This window comes from Archangium violaceum Cb vi76 (genome assembly GCF_000733295.1).
In the GTDB taxonomy this organism is placed as follows: domain Bacteria; phylum Myxococcota; class Myxococcia; order Myxococcales; family Myxococcaceae; genus Archangium; species Archangium violaceum.
Genome location: NZ_JPMI01000201.1, coordinates 37,141 through 55,943, shown reverse-complemented (window position 1 = coordinate 55,943; position 18,803 = coordinate 37,141). Strand labels below are relative to the sequence as shown.

Sequence of the window (18,803 nt, the reverse complement as noted above, 5' to 3'; positions counted from 1 at the left end):
CTACCCTCTGGCGTCGGACTGCAAAAGCTGGAGGAACGCCTGCTCGTCCAGGATTCTTACCCCGAGTTCCTGCGCCTTCTTCAGCTTGCTACCGGCGTCCTCGCCCGCCACCACCATGTCAGTCTTGCGCGAGACACTTCCCGACACCTTGCCCCCCCGGCGCTCGATTTCCTCCTTGGCCTGGTCGCGGCTCATCCCGCTCATGCCGCCGGTGAGGACCACCGTCTTGCCGGAGAAGACGCCGCCCTTGACCACCTGGGGCGCGGCGGGCGTGATGCCCGTGGCCAGCAGCGCCTCGATGGCCTCGCGGTTCTGCGGCTCGCGGAAGAAGGAATAGATGACCTGGGCCATGGTGGGACCCACGTCCTTGACGCGGGAGATATCCTCCAGGCTGGCCTCGAAGAGCTGGCGCACGTCGGGGAAGGCCTCGGCGAGCGTCTTGGCGGTGGCCTCGCCCACGTGGCGGATGCCGAGCGCGTAGAGGAAGCGGGCCTGGGTCGTCTGCTTGGAGCGCTCGATGTTGGCGAGCAGGTTGTCCGCGCTCTTCTCCCCCATGCGCTCCAGCTCGAGCAGCCGGCCCCTGGTGAGGTGGTAGAGGTCCGCGAAGCTCTTCACCAGCCCCGTCTCCACCAGCTGCGCGGCCAGCTTCTCGCCCAGGCCGTCCACGTCCATGGCCGTGCGTGAGGCGAAGTGGCGCACCTTCTCCACCAACTGCGCGGGGCAGGTGGCGCCCGTGCAGCGGATGATGGTGCCCTCGTCATCCCGGACGGCCGCCGCGTGGCAGACGGGGCACCCGGTGGGGAAGACGAAGGGCTGGGCGCCCTCGGGCCGCTTGGACTCCACCACCTTCACGATCTCGGGGATGACGTCGCCGGCGCGGCGGATGAAGACGGTGTCGCCCTTGCGCACGTCCTTGCGGCGCAGCTCGTCCTCGTTGTGCAGGGTGGCGCGGCTGACGGTGACGCCGCCCACCTTCACCGGCTTGAGGTGCGCCACCGGCGTGAGCGCGCCCGTGCGGCCCACGTACACCTGGATGTCCTCCACCAGGGTCGCCTCCTCCTCGGGCGGGAACTTGTAGGCCACCGCCCAGCGCGGGCTCTTCGAAATCTGTCCCAGCCGCTGGCGCAGGTCCTCCTCGTCCACCTTCACCACCATGCCGTCCACCTCGAAGGGCAGGGCATGGCGGCCCTCGACGGAGGCGCGGTACTGCTCGCGCACCCCCTCCACGCTCGGCACGTGCACGTACCGGTTCACCGGCAACCCGAGTGACTTGAGGTACTCGAGCTTCTCCGCGTGCGTGCGGAAGGCCGGTACACCCTCGCCAGGCACGCACTCGTACAGATAGACGGAGAGCGGGCGCGCGGCGGTGATGCGCGGATCCAACTGGCGCAGGCTGCCAGCGGCGGCGTTGCGCGGGTTGGCGAAGAGCGGCTCGCCCTCCTGCTCACGTGCGTCGTTGAGCTTCTTGAAGTCTTTCTTGGAAATGAAGACTTCGCCACGCACCTCGAGCGAGCCGGGCACCTTCACCCCGTTCTGGGGCAGCAGCTCCATGGGCAGGTTGCGGATGGTGCGCAGGTTGGCGCTCACGTCCTCGCCCTCGGTGCCGTCACCGCGCGTGGCGCCCCGGACGAAGCGGCCCTGCTCGTAGAGCAGGGTGATGGCCAGGCCATCGAGCTTGGGCTCGCAGACGTAGGCGACCTGCGTCAGTCCCGTCTGGCGGCGGATCCGCTCGTCGAAATCGGAAAGCTCTTCATCGCCGAAGACGTTGGCCAACGAGAGCATCGGAGCGCGGTGGATGACCTTCTCGAACTTCTCGGCGGGCGCTCCGCCCACCCGCTGGGTCGGCGAGTCCACCGTGATGAGGTCCGGGTGCCGGGCCTCCAGCTCCTGCAGCTCGCGCATGAGCCGGTCGTATTCCGCGTCGCTGATTTCCGGCGAGTCGAGCACGTAGTAACGGTGGTTGTGGTGGGCGAGCTCGCGGCGGAGCTGCTCGATTCGGGCGGCGTCGGCGGTCTTCGAGGTGTTCACGGATGAAGGCTCGGCGTCTGGACTGAAAAAATTCGGGGCGTCGGCTGCCTGACTGGGCAGGAAGCGAGGATGCCTTGACAGCTCCGGAGGTGGTCAATAACCTCTTGCAGCGGCTCATGGGGGTTGTTGTCCCACTTCCCAAGCCCCATCTCTTCCCAGCGCAAGGTTCCACCACTCGCGAGGTCCCGGCAAGAAGGGAGCCCGAGTGCCGCTCTGAGGGTGTTTCGCCTACCGCGTACCCCAGGGCGCCAGCCAGCAGCAATCCCCCCACATCACATGGCAAAAGCCCGTTCCCCCAAAGAGAAGCTCCTGGTTCCCGTCGAAGCCGAGGACAAGCCCAAGCGTCGCACGACGCGGGCGAAGACCCCGGAGCGGGACGACTCCGACAAGCCGGCGCGCCGCCGCGCGACGAGCCGTCGGGAAGAGGACACCGACGTCGAGGCCGAGTCCGAGACCCCCGCCGTGGCCGAGACGCCGCGCCCGGTGCTGACGCCGATCCCCTCGCATCCTCTCAGAGATGAGGAGTACCAGGAGGTCCGCGCCCACGCCGCGCACGAGCACGAGGAGCCGGCCGCGCAGCCCGCCGCTCCCGAGCCGGCCGAGACGCCCACCGTCACCGAGGTGACGCGCGACGGCGCTCCCATGCAGGTCATCAAGCTCAATGACCTGAAGCGGATGAAGATCACCGACCTGGCGAAGATGGCCCACGACTTCGGCGTCGAGGGCTACCAGGGCCTGAAGAAGCAGGACCTCATCTTCTCGCTGCTGTCGGGCATCGCGGACAAGAAGTTCGAGGTGCACGCCGAGGGCGTGATGGAACTGCTCAGCGACGGCTTCGGCTTCCTGCGCAGCGCGGACAGCGACTACCAGCCGAGCCCGGATGACATCTACGTGTCACCGTCGCAGGTGCGCCGCTTCAACCTGCGGCCGGGCGACACGGTGACGGGCCCCATCCGCCAGCCGCGCGAGGGCGAGCGTTTCTTCGCGCTGCAGAAGGTGGATCGGGTCAACTTCACGGATCCGCTGTCCGAGGCGGCCCGCGAGCGCATCCTCTTCGACAACCTCACGCCGCTCTATCCGACCCGCAAGCTCAAGCTGGAGCACGAGGGCTCGGAGATGACCACGCGCATCATCGACATGTTCTGCCCCATCGGTCTGGGGCAGCGCTGCCTGATTGTCGCGCCTCCGAAGGCCGGTAAGACGGTGCTGCTGCAGAACATCGCGCACGCCATCTCGAAGAACCACCCGGACGTGTACCTGATCGTTCTGCTCGTGGACGAGCGCCCCGAGGAAGTGACGGACATGGAGCGCAACGTGCGCGGCGAGGTGGTGAGCTCCACCTTCGACGAGCCGGCCACGCGTCACGTGCAGGTGGCGGAGATGGTCATCGACAAGGCCAAGCGCCTGGTCGAGCAGAAGTACGATGTGTGCATCCTCCTGGACTCCATCACCCGTCTGGCGCGCGCCTACAACACGGTGGTGCCGGCCTCGGGCAAGATTCTCTCCGGCGGTGTGGACGCCAACGCGCTGCACAAGCCCAAGCGTTTCTTCGGCGCGGCGCGCAACATCGAGGAGGGCGGCAGCCTCACCATCATCGGCACCGCGCTCATCGACACCGGCAGCCGCATGGACGAGGTCATCTTCGAGGAGTTCAAGGGCACCGGTAACTCGGAAATCGTCCTGGACCGCAAGCTGATGGAGAAGCGCATCTTCCCGACGCTGGACATCAACAAGTCCGGTACGCGCAAGGAAGAGCTGCTGCTGCCGCCCGCGGACCTCATCCGGATTACGGCGCTGCGTCAGGTGCTGCACCCGTTCACGCCGATCGACGCGATGGAGTTCGTGCTCAAGCACATGCGTCCGACCGCGTCGAACACCGAGTTCCTTGGCTCGATGAACCGGTAGTCACCGGGAGGGGAGTCGATCGATGCGCAGCACCCGCTCTGTGTCTCTGTCCGCCCTCGTGCTGGGGGCGGTGCTCGGATTGGCAGCTGGATGCGAGCCGGTCGACCTGGGCTCCGGCGGCAATCCGCCGCCGTTGTCCAGTCGCATCTGCTACCAGGACGCGGATTGCACGGGGAACGCCTGCTGCGGCGAGGGGACGAACCCCACCCACGTGCAGGACGGGCCTGATTGCAGCGGCGTGCGGTGCACGAACAGCTGTCCGCAGGATTACCTCGACTGCGGACGTTGCCTGATCATCTGCCGGAACTCGCGCTGCGAGGCCGCCTGTCAGGGCTGAGTCCGCCGCAACACTTCCAGTCACCAGTGGAACCCGGGTTCCACACTCCTCCCTCGCCCTCCGGGAGAGGGTCGGGGTGAGGGTACATGGGCCCGTTCTTCAACCCGTGAACCAGAGAGGGCGCACGGGTTGGAACCCGAGTCTACCCGATACCCTCACCCTGTCCCTCTCCCGAGGGGAGAGGGGATATCGGGCTACTTCGGCGTCTCCAGGTGCACGGGCACTTCTCCCAGCTTGGGCTGCGCCTTGATACGGGCGTAGTCGAAGCAGGCCACCACGATGGAGGCCACGGGCACCGCGAACAGCGCCCCCACCAGCCCGAACATCTTCTCCCCGGCAATCAGGCTGAAGGCCACGATGACCGGGTGGATGCGCGCCGCCGAGCCCATGATCTTCGGGTTCAGGAAGTATGCCTCCAACGCGTGGATGCCGATGATCCACAGCAGGATGGCCACCCCCTTCTGGAACCCGTCCGCCATCGCGATCAACACGATGGGCACCGAGCTCAGAATCGTTCCAAAGATGGGGATGAGGCTGAAGACCGTGGCGATCGTGGCCAGCAGGAACGTGAACTTCACCCCGAACAGCAGCAGGCCAATGCCCGTCAGGATGCCGTTGACCACGCAGATGGTCACCTGCCCACGCACCACGCCGGACAGCGAGCGATCGATGCGCTCGAGCAGCAGGTTCGCGTCGGCGGCGTACTCCACCGGCACCAGGCTCGTGAAGTAGCGCACGATGGCCTGCGCATCGATGGAGAAGAACGCCGCCACCATCAACATGAAGAACATCATGAACACGCCGGCCACCACCGACGCGATGATGTTGCGCGACACCGTGACGATGTCCCCCAGGTGCTCGCGAGCCAGGGCCGACAGGCTCAGGGCCGTGTCCTGGATCGTCTTCTCCAGGTTCACCGACAGGCCCGTGCTGGGTGCGCCGGTGCGGATGTCCTCGGGCGTGGCGATGACCAGCGGAATCCCATTGGCACGCAGCCAGTCCTCGGCGCGGTCGGCCAGCACGTGCACGCGGTCCGGCGTGAGCGAGTTGAGGAACGCCACGCCATCCCGGCTGATGCGTGCCAGCTCCCGGTAGAGCTGCGGCACCATGGTGATGAAGAAGAGGTACGCCACCAGGAAGAACAGGGCGTAGATGAGCAGGATGGCCACCCAGCGGGGGATGTTCCGCCCACGCACCTGGATGCGGCTGAGGCGCGTCACCAGCGGGTGCACCAGGTACGCGATCAGCGCGGCGCTCGCGAAGGGCAGCAGCACCGAGCGGAACAGGACCAGCACCGCCACCACGGTCAGCCACAACCCCGCGAGGATGTAGAGGCGCTTGCGGCGTTGCTCCGCCGGGAGATTCAACTCGTGAGGCTGCAGCATGAGCGGGCTTATCGCAGAGGGAACGGCGGGTCTCAAGAGATGGGCGTCTGAACCAGCCTCAGGCGAGCTTCCAGGCGGTCGAGGCACTGCAACATCAGCCGCCGGTTGACGCGCCCCTCCGTGGCCTCGCCCAGGCCCAACATGTGGTCCACCATCCACCGGTTCAGGAAGAGCAGCACCAGCCGGTCCGTGGGCGCCAGCCCCCGCTCCAGGTAGCGCTTGTTGCGCATGTAGTCGTCGTACGCCTCCAGCTCCCTGGACAGCTCCCAGCGCGACAGCCGGAGCGCCTCGTCATAGACGGCCCGGACGGGGCGCGGGGGCGGCTCGGTGAAGAGCGGCGCGAACTGGCCCCCTACATCCAGATCGATCTCCTGGACGGGCGGCGGCCATTGCTGGAGGTCCTTGGCGAGCAGCTTCGCCACCTCCTCCAGCATGTGGTCCATGAGGGGGACGGGCTTCGACTCGAAGAGGTAGTCCCAACGCGAGGCCATATGGACTACCTACCCCAGCCCAGCCCTCAGGTGAACCGCTCCACGAAATTGCTCAGGATTCGCCGCCCGGCCGGCGTGGGAGCGAGCCCCGCCAGCAACCGGTTCACCCTCTCCCCGGGCGCATGGCCCCGGCTCGTTGCTTCGACCTCCAACTTGTCAGCGCGGGCCAGAATCAGCGCCCGCATGGCCGCCGGGTGGACCTCCGGGTGGAATTGCACACCCCGGATGAGCGGCCCGAAGGCCAGGGCCTGCACGGCCGTGTTCGTGTTGCCCGCCAGCACCGTCGCCCCCTCCGGAGGGTGCTCGACGATGTCCTCGTGGGTGGCCTGGACGGTGATGCGCTCGGGCAGGCCGTGGAAGAGCGGGTCCTCGCGGCCCGCTTCGCTCAGGGCCACCTCCACGGTGCCGATCTCCCGCCCGTGGGTGTTGCGCACCACACGCGCGCCATGGGCATACGCGAGCAGCTGGTGCCCGAAGCACACCCCGAGCACCGGGACTCCCCGGGCCGCCGCGTTCATCATGAACTCCGCCGAGCGCTCCATCCACGGCTCCGGCTGTGTCACCGACGCTGGCGAGCCCGTCATCATCACCGCGTCGTAGCCCGCGGAGTCGTCCGGCAACCGGGCACCCCGGTGCACGTGGAGGATGTCGAACTGGCAGCCCCCGCGCCCCAGCGACTCGACGAACCAGTGCTCGTAATCACCGACGCTCAGCTTCACGGCGTGGGCCGCGTCACCAGCTTTCAAAAGAAGAACGTTCTTCATCTCGCCTCTCGGTGGGCCGGGTTGCCGCCTCGTACAGGGGTCCCTAGCTTCGGCTGCCGCTTCCTGTTGACGCCCGCACGTGCCACCGGTGCGCGCCCGGGCTCCCGAGGAATCTTCATGACCGACGCTCGCTCGCTCTCTCCCCAGCTTCCGGCCCTCAAACTGCTCATCGATGGCCAGCATGTGGACCCCGTGGAGGGAGGTTCCCTTCCAGTGGTGAACCCCGCAACGGGTGAGAAGATCTGCGACGTGCCCTCCGCCACGGCGGCGGATGTGGACAAGGCGGTGAAAGCCGCTCGCCGGGCCTTCGAGTCAGGCCCCTGGGGGCGGATGAACGCCAGCGAGCGCGGCCGCATCATCCGCCGCTTCTCCGAGCTGCTGTGGCAGAACCGCGAGGCGCTCGCGCTGCTCGAGTCCATGGAGAACGGCAAGACGTTGCGCGAGGCCATCCGCGGCGACGTGGGGCCGGGCGCCGCGACGCTGTCCTACTTCGCCGACTGGGCCAACAAGATCCGCGGCGAGGTGCTGCCGGTGGATGGGCCCTTCCTCACCTACTGTCTGAAGGAGCCGGTGGGCGTGGTGGGCGCCATCGTGCCGTGGAACTACCCCACCTGTCTGGCGTGCTGGAAGCTCGGCCCCGCGCTGGCGGCCGGGTGCACGGTGGTGCTCAAGCCCTCGGAAATCACACCGCTCACGGCCATGCGGCTGGGGCAGCTCGCCCTGGAGGCGGGGATGCCGCCCGGTGTGCTCAACGTGGTGACCGGCTACGGGGACCCCACCGGCGAGGCCATGGCCCGCCACCCGGACATCGACAAGATCTCCTTCACGGGCTCGGGACGCACGGCGCGGCGGCTGCTGCAGGCCTCGGCGGCGAGCAACCTCAAGAAGCTGACGCTGGAGCTGGGCGGCAAGAGCCCGCAGATCATCCTCCCGGACGCGGACTTCGACAAAGCCGTGGAGGCGTGCTTCTGGGGCATCTTCAGCAACAAGGGGGAGATCTGCAACGCGGGCAGCCGCGTGCTGGTGCACGAGCGGGCCTATGACGCCTTCGTGGCGCGGCTGGCCGAGCGCGCGAGCAAGATGAAGGTGGGCAACCCGCTCGATGAGCACACCGAGATGGGCGCGCAGGTGAGCGCGAAGCAGCTGGAGACGATCCTCGGCTACATCGAGAGCGGCAAGCAGCAGGGCGCGAAGGTGCTGGCCGGCGGCTCGCGCGACACCGAGGGGGCGAAGGCCCGGGGCAACTTCGTGAAGCCCACCGTCTTCGGCGACGTGCAGCCGCACATGCGGATTGCCCAGGAGGAGATCTTCGGCCCGGTGCTCAGCTGCCTGCGCTTCAAGGACGAGGCCCAGGCGCTGGAGATCGCCAACGGCACGCAGTACGGGCTGGCGGCCTCCATCTGGACGCGGGACGTGGCCAAGGCGCACGCCATGGCGCGCCGGGTGAAGAGCGGCGTGGTGTGGATCAACTGCTTCAACGAGTTCGACGATGCCGCGCCCTTCGGTGGCTACAAGGAGTCCGGCTGGGGCAGGGACCTGTCGCATCACGCCCTGGAGGGGTACCTCCAGACGAAGGCAGTGTGGACGAAGCTGCCCTCGGAGGTTTGAGGTGAGGAGGAGGAGGCCAATGGCGAACCGTTCCAAGGCGAAGGTCATCACCCTGCCGCAGCCCGCGGGCAGGCGCGCGCGCTCCAAGGACAAGGAGCGCGGCAATGTCAGGCCCCTGCGCGAGCCGTCCGACATGGACGTGCTTCAGAAGTGGCTCGAGGACAACGGCGTCCGCCAGGTGAAGATCGGCGGGGTGGACGTGGACGGCGTCTGGCGCGGCAAGTACGTGTCCGTGGAGAAGTTCCTCTCCGCGTGCAAGGGCGGGCTCGGCTTCTGTGACGTGGTGTTCGGCTGGGACATCACCGACGAGCTGCTCGACAACACGCGCGTGACGGGCTGGCACACGGGCTACCCGGACGGGCAGGCCAGGGTGGACATGTCCACCGGGCGCATCATCCCCTGGGAGCCGGACACCGCCGCCTTCCTCCTGGACTTCGTCAACCCGGATGGCTCGCCCTTCGAGCCCAGTCCGCGCCAGCTCCTGCAGAAGATCAACGCGCGAGCCCGGGAGATGGGCTTCCAGCCGAAGTTCGGCGCCGAGTACGAGTTCTTCATCTTCAAGGAGACGCCGCAGTCGCTGAAGGAGAAGGGCTACGAGCACCTCACGCCGCTGACGCCGGGCATGTTCGGCTACTCGTGGCTGCGCACCTCACAGAGCGCGCCGCTGGTGCACGCCATCATCGACGGGTGCCGCGACTTCGGGCTGGAGCTGGAGGGCTTCCACACCGAGACGGGCCCGGGTGTCTTCGAGGCCGCCATCCGCTACGACGACCTGGAGAAGGCCGCGGACAAGGCGGCGCTCTTCAAGACGGTGGTGAAGGAGATCTGCTCGCGCCACGGGCTCACCGCCTGCTTCATGGCCAAGGTGAACGAGAAGCTGCCGGGGTGCTCGGGCCACATCCACCAGTCGCTGTGGTCGCTGAAGACTCACGAGAACAGCTTCCATGATCCCGATGTCCGCGATGGCATGAGCACGACGATGCGGCACTACATCGGCGGCCTGCTGGAGCTGATGCCGGAGCTCACCGCGCTCTACTGGCCCACGGTGAACACGTACAAGCGCAGCGTGGAGAACACGTGGGCGCCCGTGACGGCCACGTGGGGCAGGGAGAACCGCACCACCGCGGTGCGCGTCATCGGCGACAGCCCCAAGTCCATGCGCATCGAGTACCGCCAGACGGCCGCGGACATGAACGCGTACATCGGTATGGCGGCGAGCCTCGCGGCGGGCCTGTGGGGCATCGAGAACGAGGTGGAGCCCCCCGAGCCGTGCGCGGGCAACGGGTACGCGGCCGAGGCGCCGATGCTGCCCCGCTCGCTCCGCGAGGCCGTGACGCTCCTGAAGGAATCGAAGCGGGCCCGGCAGATCCTCGGCGAGGAGTTCGTGGACCACTACGTGCGCACGCGTGACTGGGAAGCGCGGCGGTACGAGCGCGCCGTCACGAACTGGGAGCTCGAGCGCTACATGGAACTCATTTAGGAGACACCGATGAAACCGTTCGACATGCCGAGCGAGCCGCGCATCACCGAGCTGTCCTGGCCCACGAAGATCGTCCTCGGGGCCGGTGCCCTGCAACGGCTTCCCGCGCAGGTGGCGCGGCTGAACATGAAGCGCCCCCTGGTGGTCACCGACGCGGGCGTGGTGAAGGCCGGGCTGGCCCAGCGCCTGTACGGCGTGCTCAAGGAGGCTGGTGTCAGCTTCGCCACCTTCGAGGCGGTGAAGCCGGACCCCACCGAGCGTGATGCCTCCGCGGGCCTGGAGGCCTACCGGGCCAACAAGTGCGACGGCATCATCGCCATTGGCGGTGGCAGTCCGCTGGACGCGGCGAAGCTGGTGCAGGTGCTCACCACTCACGAGCCGCCCCTGTCTCGCTACGACGACGCGACGGGTGGGGACCAGTACGTGCGCGACAACATGCCGCCGCTGATCGCCATCCCGACCACCGCGGGCACGGGCTCGGAGGTGAGCCGCTCGGGCGTGGCGACGCTCTCGGACACCGGGCGCAAGACGGTCATCTTCAGCCCGTTCCTCATGCCCAGGGCGGCCATCTGCGATCCCGAGCTGACGCTCGGCTTGCCTCCCGGGCCCACCGCCGCCACGGGCATGGATGCCCTCACGCACTGCCTGGAGGCCTACCTGTCCAACGGCTTCCACCCGCTCGCGGACGCGGTGGCCATCGACGGCATCGCCCGCGTGGCCCGCTCGCTGCCCAGGGCGTTCCAGGACGGGCGAGACCTCACGGCCCGCACCGACATGATGGTGGCCGCCATGGAGGGCGCCATGGCCTTCCAGAAGGGGCTCGGGGCCTGCCACTCGCTGGCGCACGCGCTCACGCCCATCTCCGGCGTGCACCACGGTCTGGCCAACGCCATCGTCCTGCCCGTGGTGATGGAGTTCAACCGCCCCGTCAGCACCGCGCGCCTGGCCCGCGTGGCCCTCGCCATGGGGGATACCTCGAACGCACGCGAAGAGGTGCTCGCGGGCAATGCCATCGAGCGGGTTCGCAAGCTGAACGCCACCATCGGCATTCCCCTGCGTCTGCGTGACGCGGGCGTTCAGGAGAAGGACCTGGTCCGCATCTCCGAGAAGGCCTTCGTGGATGCCTCGCACCGCGCCAATCCGCGCCCGTGCTCCCAGCAGGAACTGCTCGCGATGCTCCGCGAGTCGTTCTAGTCAGGCTCGGGGCCCTCTCCGTTTCGCGGAGTGGAGAACGGGCCCGGATACCCTCACCCCGTCCCTCTCCCGAGGGGAGAGGGGATGTTGTTGGCGCGGGTGGGTCAGTATTGGCGTTACTTCACGGCATCCGTGGCCGTCGCCGTGCCGCTGCCTCCACCATTCGGCGGCGGCGTCACCTTCGGCGGCGCCATGTCCTGCCCCGGCTCCTCCACCTCGGCCTCCTCGGTCTGGCTTCCTTCGGCGCTTCCCTCGATGTCCGTGGTGCCCACCACCGCGCCCGTCACCGGCTCGCCTCCCGGCTGCGGCGTGAACTCCAGCGTCTCCACCGACACCGAGCCCGGCAGCCGGAAGTCCATCGCCGTCAGCTGCGGCTTGTCCCTCAGGTCATACAGCTGCTGCGCCACCGAGCCCGCCTGGATGCGCTGGTCCGAGAAGAAGACGTACGCCTTGACCTTTCCCTCCTCCACCGGCACCCGGAAGCTCGAGTTGTAGATGCGCTTGCCGGCGTCGCATTTGATGGACCGGTTCTCCCGCGTCATCGTCAGCTGCCGGATGATGCCCTTCTCGGACACCGTGAAGAGCATGCAGTAGGGGTACTGCCCCGCCGCCGGGATGATCTCCATCGTGGAGCCGCTCACCGCCTTCAGCTCCGCGCGTCTGGCCGCCGCCGGCTTCTGCTCCTGCGTACAACCCACCACCCCCAGCGCCACCACCGCTACGGTCTTCATCCACCGAGTCATGTGCCCCTCCAGAAGACATCCACCATGGTCGTGACCCGAGCCTAACCCGGAAACCACGCGTCCTGCCCTGGGGGGCTACTCGCCGTCTGTCCTTGAACAGTCAGTGAAATCACCGCCGCGCGCCTACGCACCGCGTCATCGCTCAGCGGCGCTGGTAGACGATGATCTGCGGCGTCTCGTCCAGGTACAGCCCCGTGGCCGGCGTCCGCGTCCCGTAGGCCTGCCAGACGTTGAACTCGTGCTCACGGAACTCCTGGTGGTACTGGTACGCCGCCACGTCCGAGTCGAACGGCCCCCCGGGTTGCAGGTCGCTCCGCAGCAGCCCGTTGCGCTGATAGTCGCGGAACGAGAGCCCGTGCACCTCGTGCAGGAAGACGCGCCCGTTGCGCGGCGCGTGCTCGTTGATCCACGGCAGCACCGCCGTCACGTTGCTCGACCAGAACTGGCGCTGCATCCCCAGCGACGCCGCGCCCGGCAGGCCTCCCGCCAGCTCCGAGTAGAAGCTCGTCCCGTACGGGAACACGCGCACCAGCCCGATGAGCGCCGGCAGCATCAGCAGCGTGAACACGGGCGCCGCCACCGCCGCCAGGGACAGCCTCGGCCAGCGCACGCGCAGCCGCTCCACGAGCGCCTCGCAGCCTCGCGTCACCGCCACGCCCGCCAGAATCCCCAGGAAGGGCATGGACGGAAACCAGTGCTTCACCCCTCCGAAGTGCGGCACCTGCGGGTGGCTGATGATGAGGATGGAGGCCACCGCGTTGAGGCCCACCAGGCACTCGGCCAGCGAGGGCTCGCGCACCAGGGACTTCGTGCGCTCGAAGAGGCTCAACACCGCGCGGCCGGCGAACGCCAACCACCCCGTTACCATCGGCACGAAGAGGCTGGTGGGCACGGTGAGCGCCGTCTTCACCACCACGTACTCGAGCGGGAAGGGGGGCTCGCGCAGCAGCTTCCCCAGGTAGAACCAGGTGTAGTGGTTGTGCGTGGCGTGGAAGTTCAGGTACCAGGCCGTCCGGTCCACCGGCGCGTGCCACAGGTAGGGCCAGTGCAGGTAGAAGATGATGGGCCCGAACACCGCCATGGTGGCCATGGGCAGCAGGGCGAGCGCCGAGGGCGGGTGCACCTCGTTCTGCAGGTGCAGCATCCCCAGCGCCCCCACCGCCAGCACCGCGAAGAGCAGCGTGTGCGGGCTGAGCAGGAAGAACTTCCGTTGGAAGCCAGCGGGCCCGAGGCTCACCACCAGCAGCCCGTACAGCACCGCCACCGCCGCGAAGAGCCCCAGCACGCGCCAGAGCCAGACGCGTGCCTCCGGCCGGTCCACGGTGGTGGTCCACGCGCGCCACAGCGCGAAGGGCGCGAGGATGAAGGGCAGGAAGAGCGCGTTGTGCTTGGTGCACAGCGCCAGGCCGAAGAAGACGCCGCACAGCACGCCCCAGTTCCGGTCCTCCAGCGCGCGCCAGAAGGCGTACACCACCAGCAGCCACATGGCCGCGATGGGCATGTCGAAGCAGGCCAGCTCCGCGTTGAAGTACTGGCGCGGGACGAGCAGGAAGGAGAGGGCGGCGAACAGTCCCGCGGTGCGGCCATACACCGCGCTGCCCAGCAGGAAGGTGAGGGCGGGCACCAGCGCCGACATCGCGAAGGCCGGGAGCCGGAAGGCCGCCGCCGGGCGCAGCCACCCGAGCGTCTCGTGGAAGAGCAGGTGCGACAGCCCGAACAGCTCCTTCATCAGCGCGGGGTGCTCGTGGTTGTAGTCCCAGGCGCGCACGATGGCCGCGTCGGTGAGCGCCCGCGCGGGCTCGCGGAAGAGCTGTTGGAACCAGCGCGCATAGCTCTCGCCCGCGTAGAAGTAGACGCTCTCGTCGCGCGTGAAGCCCACCGCCGACTCGGTGGCCCACAGCGCCACGAAGCCCAGCACCCACAGCCCCAGCGCCAGCCAGCGCTCCTCCCGCGTCGCGGCCCGGCCCGCCGTCATGTGCCCTCCCTCGAAACCACCGCCCCGTCCCCGAGCGCGAACACGTCCAGGCACACCTGCCGCCGCTCCGGATTCTCCGCCCGTACCCACACCTTCACCGTGCGGGGCTCGCCCGGCGGCAGCGCGCGCCACGCCTTCTGCAGGCCCTCCAGGCCCGGCGTCTGGGCGATCTCCAACAACGGCTCGCGCGTGGCCGCGTCCTCCACGCCGTAGTACGCGGTGCTCAGCCGCGCGTCGTGGTGCGAGGCGTACTCGGAGATGAGGCCGCCCTCCAGCCGCAGCTCCGTGTCCGCTGGCACTCCATCGAACTCGGCCACCAGCCGCTGCGTTCCGCCCGGCGCGTGCATCCACAGGCAGTGGCGCGGCTCGAAGTGGACTTCATGCCACTCGGGCGCCACATACAGGTGCGGCGGCCCGGGGCAGCGGTGCACGCGCCCGTCGAAGGGGCACCCGGTCCTCGTGCCGTCCTGGGCCTCCAGGTAGACGCGGGCCTTCGCGTACGCCTCCGACGCCACGAAGCGCCGGGGCCGGTAGCGGCCGTTCTCGTACAGCGTCAGCTCCAGGTTGCCCGCGCGGCGCGGGGCTCCCACGGCGGTGCGCCCGGGCAGGAACGCGGCCCGGAAGTCCGCTTCCCCGGCCCGAGGCTGCTCCGGCTGGCCCAGCACCCAGACGCGCGGGTGCGCGCTCAGGTCGTTCTTGTCCGAGCCGAGGTAGCCGTACACCGGCACCTCTGGCGGCACGTAGATGCGGGCCCGCTCGGTCCACCACGGGAAGAGCAACACCGCGTCACCGGGCCGGGCCTCGGTGCGCAGCCAGCCCTCCACCGTGCGGTAGTCCGCTTCGGAGACGAGGTGGCCGGGCTGGCGGAGCTGGAAGACGAGACAGACGAGCGCGACGAGCAGCAACCCCCCCAGCTCCACCAGGGGAAGGGCGCGCCAGAGGGACCTAGGACTTCGCAAGGCGGAGCTTCTGCTCGCTCTTGTCGCGGCAGAAGGTGCAGAAGGTGGGCTCACCCGAGGAGAACGAGGGCGTCCAGGGTGGATACATGGAGCAGCGCGGATCCAGGCAGTGGTGCAGGCCCCACAGGTGGCCAATCTGCTGCAGCGCGTTGCGGGCCACGGGCTTGAAGGACGTCTCGAGGTCCTTGAACCCGTGGGTGCTGATGATGGCCCGGCTCTTGTTGTACTGGGCGAAGCCCGGGGTGGGGGCCTTGCCGCCGGCCAGCTCGCGCTCCTTCAGCTTGCGCGAGGTGATGAAGAGGACCTTGTCGTCCTCATAGGCCCGGATGCCCTTCATCTCGGTGAGCAGCTTCTCGGCATCCAGCGGGTCGGACAGGTCCGCGGGCACTTCCTTCTGGCCGGAGTGCTCACTGCCCACGCCAAACGCCGTGTAGAGCGTCTGGCAGAGCTTCGCGATCTGCTTTTCGTCGAAGGAGTCCAACGTCACGACGCGAATCACGGGGCGTCACCTCGAAAAACGGGTGTCACTCATCGGCCTCGATGTCGTCATCGAGGTCGGCATCCTGGTCCTCGGCCTCCGTCTCGGCAGGCTTCGCCTTGGGCGGACGGCCGCGCTTCTTGGGCGCGGCGGCCTCGGCACCCTCGGGCTTGGGCTTGGGCGGACGGCCGCGCTTCTTGGGAGCGGCGGCCTCGGCGCCCTCGGGCTTGGGCTTGGGCGGACGGCCCCGCTTCTTGGGAGCGGCGGCCTCGGCGCCCTCGGGCTTGGGCTTGGGCGGACGGCCCCGCTTCTTGGGCGCGCCCTCGGCGCCACCCTCGGCGGGCATGGCGGCGGCCTTCTTGCGAGGCTTCTCCTCGGCCTCCTCGTCCTCCTCGCCGGCTTCCTCGGAGGACTCCTCCTCCTCGGCGGGGGCCTCCTCCTCGTCCGGAGGCAGGTCCAGCTCGCCGTCGAGCCCGAGCAGGTCGGCGTCCAGGCCGAGATCCTCGTCGCCCTCACCAGGGCGGGGCGCGAACTCGGCGGCGGTGCGCTTGGGACGCTCGCGGCCGGGCGGGAAGAGCACCAGGTCGATGGCGTCCTCGGCGTTGCAGTCCGAGGTGTTGAGCGCGGCGGCGATTTCCGACACCAACAGGTGGCGAGCGTTGTCGTACAGCTCACGCTCCTTGGTGGGCAGCGGGCGCAGCTCGCTGAGCACCTGCAGGCCCTTGACCACCTCGGCCATGCCGATGAGGCCACCCTGGGCCATGCGGTCCTGGTTGGTGCGCGCGCGCATCTTCCAGTCCAGGTCCGCCTTGTCGCTGTCGGAGCGCAGGAACTCGAAGACCTGTTTGACGTCCTCGGGGCCCGCCACCTTGCGGACGCCGATGGAGATCACCTTGGTCTGGGGCACCATCACCTTCGCCCCATCCTCTTCCCGGTGCATGGTGACGAAGGTGAGCTTCTGCCCAGCCACCTCCTTCACCTCGATGGCCGAGACGCGGCAGACCCCTTGATTCGGGTAGACCACCCGGTCGCCAACCGCGAGCTGGAGTGACGCGGAGCCTTCTGGCATGTCCCCCTCATGAGACGCGAGAGCAGTGAGAGGTCGTAGCATCAACCCTCAACGGATGCCACGACTTAGGAGGGGCGGATGTCCGGTCCCAGGAGATCCGGGCGTCCGGCCGGGCGTGCGCCCCGGGGCCTGGAGGGTGGGGGAGGGTCTTTTTCCGCTACAGGACGCAACAGGTCCGAAGCGTCAGGACCCCTCCGGCGCGGTGGCCCCGGGTATCATGCGCCTCTCAACACTTCCCCCGAGGGACTTCCCGCTGAACGCCGCCGCCCGCCTCGCCGCGCTCGTCCCCGCCCTGGCCTCCGCGCCGCGGGACGAGGACACCCAGCAGAAGGAGACGCCATGAGGATGAATCGGATGCCGTGGGCGGCGCTGGTGCTGGCCGTGGGTTGCACGCAGGAGAAGCCGGCCGAGCCGCTCTCGTCGCTCAAGCCGGCGCCGCTCCCGGCGCTCGTCGCGGAGGAGGACGCGCGCTTCCAGGTGGCTCCGGCCGAGGTGTACGGCGAGCCCGTGCCCGGAAAGGTGCTGCGGGTGGAACTGGCGGGAGAGGCCGTGCAGCTCGGTGGGGAGCGGTTCGTGCCCACCAGGCCCGGGGACCAGGCCCGGCTGCGCGAGCGGGTGAAGGAGCAGGGCGTGCTGCTCGTGCCGGACGCGGACACGTTCCTCGTGCAGACCTCCGAGCTGCTCGCCGTCCTGCGCGAATCCGCGAGTGAGGTGTGGCTGCTCCACCCGGATGCCCCGGCCGCCTACCGGCTGGTGCTGCGCGACGAGCAGGGCTTCCAGGCGTGGCTGGCCGAGGCCGCGCCCGGCAAGCTGCGCATCATCCAGCGGCAGGATGGCTTCGAGCTCACCACCAGCGTGGGGAAGCTGCCGGGGCCCGATGCCAACGGCCCCTCGGTCCCCGTGCGCGGTGGGAAGCAGGACATCGCCACGCTGCGCAAGGGGCTCGGGAGGCTGAAGGGGCGCTTCACCACCTCCGAGGACATCTGCCTCGTGCCCTCGTTCGGCACGGAGCTGGCGCAGGCCGCGCGGGCGCTCGGTGGCGTGTACGCGGCGCCCGGCGAGCCCTACTTCGAGACGCTGTGCTTCATCTACCCGACGCCCCGGGCGCCCGCCGTGGCCGGGGCTCCGGCGGGGCAATAGGGCCCGGACAGCTACTCGATGGCCATGGGGATTCGCACTTCCTCGACGAAGTCCCCCTGGCAACTGGTGAAGCCCTCGCAGGACTCCACTCCGGCCTGACCCTGGGCGGTGACCCGGAGCGTGTAGTTGCCGAGCCGCCGCACATCCAGGACGAAGCGGATGTGGTTGGCGTCCACGCGCAGGCCCTGGATCGTATAGGTGTCTTCCTCTCCTTCCGGCGTACCGTCCAGCCGGAAGGCGACCTGCGCGCCGTCGATGATATCGGTCACCGGGAACCACTCGATGTCCACCGCGGACCCGTTACGGAGCGTGTTGGTCTGCTCGACGCCATTCACCTTGATCCGGAAGCCCCGTGTCGCGTGGAGCTGCTTGAAGGCGGCGCGCAGGCTCGATTTGCCATCCGAGAGGACGTAATCCGTCAGGGGCTCCTCGGCCGGACGCGCGGGGCCCTTGAACCGGGGGAACTCGCAGCCGAAGAACCCACTGGGGGTGTCATAGAGCTCTCCCCGCTTGTCCAGGGTGAAGGACTCTCCGTTGACGGTGAGCGAGGTCTCCGCCGGGATGCGGTAGCACGACGAGCCCGCGGGGCTGTCGTACTCGAGCAGCACGGTCTCCTCACTCGCGCCATCGTACAGGGCATGGAGGGTCAGTCCCGGGATGTCCTTCAAGTCCCGGTCGAGGGTGGCGGGTCTACAGGCGGTGACGGCCAGGGCGAGGAGCGGCACGAGTTTCTTCATGCCCGTGTTTCCTAGCAGAGATCTCCGGTCCGTCTCCGGGGATGAGCAGCCGCACCCTCGGAGATGCGGCTGGCTCGCAGGACAGCGTACGAGGGAGGCCGCGCGGGGTGCACGGCCCCGGAGGGCTCAGTTTCCGGCCACGCAGACGGAGAGGGGATTGCCCTGGAAACCGCCCGTGCACTTGTAGCCCGTGCGGCAGTCATCATCCGAGGTGCACTCGAGGAAGCAGGCGGACACGTCCTCCGCGTAGCCCTTGCTCACACAGCTGCTGCCCGTGGGGCAGGTCTCGTCCTTGCCGGGCACGCAGGACTGCGAGCAGTAGCCTCCCGGGGTGAAGGCCTGGTTGTTGATGCAGAAGCCCTTGTCGCCACAGTCGGCGTCCGTGGTGCAGGCGTCGCCCACCGTCGCACCACAGCCCACGAGTCCCAGTCCCAGCAGCACGGCTCCCAGCACGTTCCAGCGCAGCTTCATGGCGTCACTTCCTCCGCGAGTCCAACTCGGTTGAGAAGG

18 protein-coding genes are annotated in these 18,803 nt (G+C 68.6%); 7 read left to right on the top strand and 11 right to left on the bottom strand.

Features of this window, described 5'->3' with window-relative positions:
* On the bottom strand, window positions 1-2,028 hold the full coding sequence (ligA, locus tag Q664_RS26775; RefSeq protein ID WP_043401773.1) for an NAD-dependent DNA ligase LigA: 2,028 nt from the start codon (window positions 2,026-2,028) through the stop codon (window positions 1-3).
* Window positions 2,029-2,304: 276 nt separating this feature from the next.
* Here ligA and rho point away from each other — a divergent pair, with 276 nt between their 5' ends.
* The gene (gene rho, locus Q664_RS26770; protein WP_075207518.1) at window positions 2,305-3,933 is read left to right on the top strand and encodes a transcription termination factor Rho; all 1,629 of its coding nucleotides are present in this window, start codon (window positions 2,305-2,307) and stop codon (window positions 3,931-3,933) included.
* Between the two features lie 40 nt (window positions 3,934-3,973).
* On the top strand, window positions 3,974-4,270 hold the full coding sequence (locus tag Q664_RS55190; RefSeq protein WP_326938744.1) for a hypothetical protein: 297 nt from the start codon (window positions 3,974-3,976) through the stop codon (window positions 4,268-4,270).
* Between the two features lie 194 nt (window positions 4,271-4,464).
* Here Q664_RS55190 and Q664_RS26765 read toward each other — a convergent pair whose 3' ends face one another.
* The 3 genes from Q664_RS26765 to Q664_RS26755 are packed head-to-tail and all read right to left on the bottom strand — an operon-like array spanning window position 4,465 to window position 6,910.
* Entirely contained in the window at window positions 4,465-5,655 is a 1,191-nt protein-coding gene (locus Q664_RS26765) for an AI-2E family transporter (protein WP_043401770.1), read from the bottom strand.
* 32 nt (window positions 5,656-5,687) lie between these two features.
* Window positions 5,688-6,146, bottom strand: a complete 459-nt coding sequence (locus Q664_RS26760; protein WP_043401767.1) for a hypothetical protein — start codon at window positions 6,144-6,146, stop codon at window positions 5,688-5,690.
* A 26-nt stretch (window positions 6,147-6,172) separates the two neighbouring features.
* A complete protein-coding gene (locus Q664_RS26755) occupies window positions 6,173-6,910 on the bottom strand; it encodes a glutamine amidotransferase (protein ID WP_043401766.1) in 738 nt (245 codons plus the stop codon).
* 117 nt (window positions 6,911-7,027) lie between these two features.
* Between Q664_RS26755 and Q664_RS26750 the strand changes: the two genes are divergently transcribed.
* From Q664_RS26750 to Q664_RS26740, 3 genes are read left to right on the top strand one after another with little or no spacing between them, the layout of a single operon-like run.
* Window positions 7,028-8,518: an aldehyde dehydrogenase family protein gene (locus Q664_RS26750; protein WP_043401763.1), complete on the top strand. Its 1,491-nt coding sequence runs from the start codon at window positions 7,028-7,030 to the stop codon at window positions 8,516-8,518.
* 19 nt (window positions 8,519-8,537) lie between these two features.
* Window positions 8,538-9,998, top strand: coding sequence for a glutamine synthetase family protein (locus Q664_RS26745; protein ID WP_200883773.1), 1,461 nt, complete (start codon window positions 8,538-8,540; stop codon window positions 9,996-9,998).
* A 9-nt stretch (window positions 9,999-10,007) separates the two neighbouring features.
* Complete coding sequence (locus Q664_RS26740; protein WP_043401760.1) at window positions 10,008-11,192, top strand: iron-containing alcohol dehydrogenase; 1,185 nt, start codon at window positions 10,008-10,010, stop codon at window positions 11,190-11,192.
* A gap of 116 nt (window positions 11,193-11,308) precedes the next feature.
* Here Q664_RS26740 and Q664_RS26735 read toward each other — a convergent pair whose 3' ends face one another.
* The 5 genes from Q664_RS26735 to Q664_RS26715 form a co-directional block, all read right to left on the bottom strand.
* Complete coding sequence (locus Q664_RS26735; protein WP_043401757.1) at window positions 11,309-11,935, bottom strand: hypothetical protein; 627 nt, start codon at window positions 11,933-11,935, stop codon at window positions 11,309-11,311.
* A 142-nt stretch (window positions 11,936-12,077) separates the two neighbouring features.
* A complete protein-coding gene (locus tag Q664_RS26730) occupies window positions 12,078-13,910 on the bottom strand; it encodes an ArnT family glycosyltransferase (protein WP_043401755.1) in 1,833 nt (610 codons plus the stop codon).
* Window positions 13,907-14,869: a hypothetical protein gene (locus tag Q664_RS26725; protein ID WP_043401751.1), complete on the bottom strand. Its 963-nt coding sequence runs from the start codon at window positions 14,867-14,869 to the stop codon at window positions 13,907-13,909. The genes Q664_RS26730 and Q664_RS26725 overlap by 4 nt, the downstream gene beginning before the upstream one ends.
* Complete coding sequence (locus Q664_RS26720) at window positions 14,856-15,368, bottom strand: hypothetical protein (protein ID WP_043401748.1); 513 nt, start codon at window positions 15,366-15,368, stop codon at window positions 14,856-14,858. The genes Q664_RS26725 and Q664_RS26720 overlap by 14 nt, the downstream gene beginning before the upstream one ends.
* 25 nt (window positions 15,369-15,393) lie before the next feature.
* Window positions 15,394-16,416 carry a CarD family transcriptional regulator gene (locus tag Q664_RS26715; RefSeq protein WP_043401746.1) on the bottom strand — a complete coding sequence of 341 codons (1,023 nt, stop codon included), beginning with the start codon at window positions 16,414-16,416 and terminating at the stop codon, window positions 15,394-15,396.
* Between the two features lie 217 nt (window positions 16,417-16,633).
* Between Q664_RS26715 and Q664_RS62270 the strand changes: the two genes are divergently transcribed.
* The gene (locus Q664_RS62270; RefSeq protein ID WP_268811413.1) at window positions 16,634-16,759 is read left to right on the top strand and encodes a hypothetical protein; all 126 of its coding nucleotides are present in this window, start codon (window positions 16,634-16,636) and stop codon (window positions 16,757-16,759) included.
* Window positions 16,756-17,556 carry a hypothetical protein gene (locus Q664_RS26705; RefSeq protein WP_043401740.1) on the top strand — a complete coding sequence of 267 codons (801 nt, stop codon included), beginning with the start codon at window positions 16,756-16,758 and terminating at the stop codon, window positions 17,554-17,556. The genes Q664_RS62270 and Q664_RS26705 overlap by 4 nt, the downstream gene beginning before the upstream one ends.
* Window positions 17,557-17,567: 11 nt before the next feature.
* Here Q664_RS26705 and Q664_RS26700 read toward each other — a convergent pair whose 3' ends face one another.
* A complete protein-coding gene (locus Q664_RS26700) occupies window positions 17,568-18,293 on the bottom strand; it encodes a hypothetical protein (protein WP_043401737.1) in 726 nt (241 codons plus the stop codon).
* Window positions 18,294-18,419: 126 nt separating this feature from the next.
* Window positions 18,420-18,764, bottom strand: coding sequence for a hypothetical protein (locus Q664_RS26695; protein WP_043401735.1), 345 nt, complete (start codon window positions 18,762-18,764; stop codon window positions 18,420-18,422).
* Window positions 18,765-18,803 lie beyond the last annotated feature (39 nt).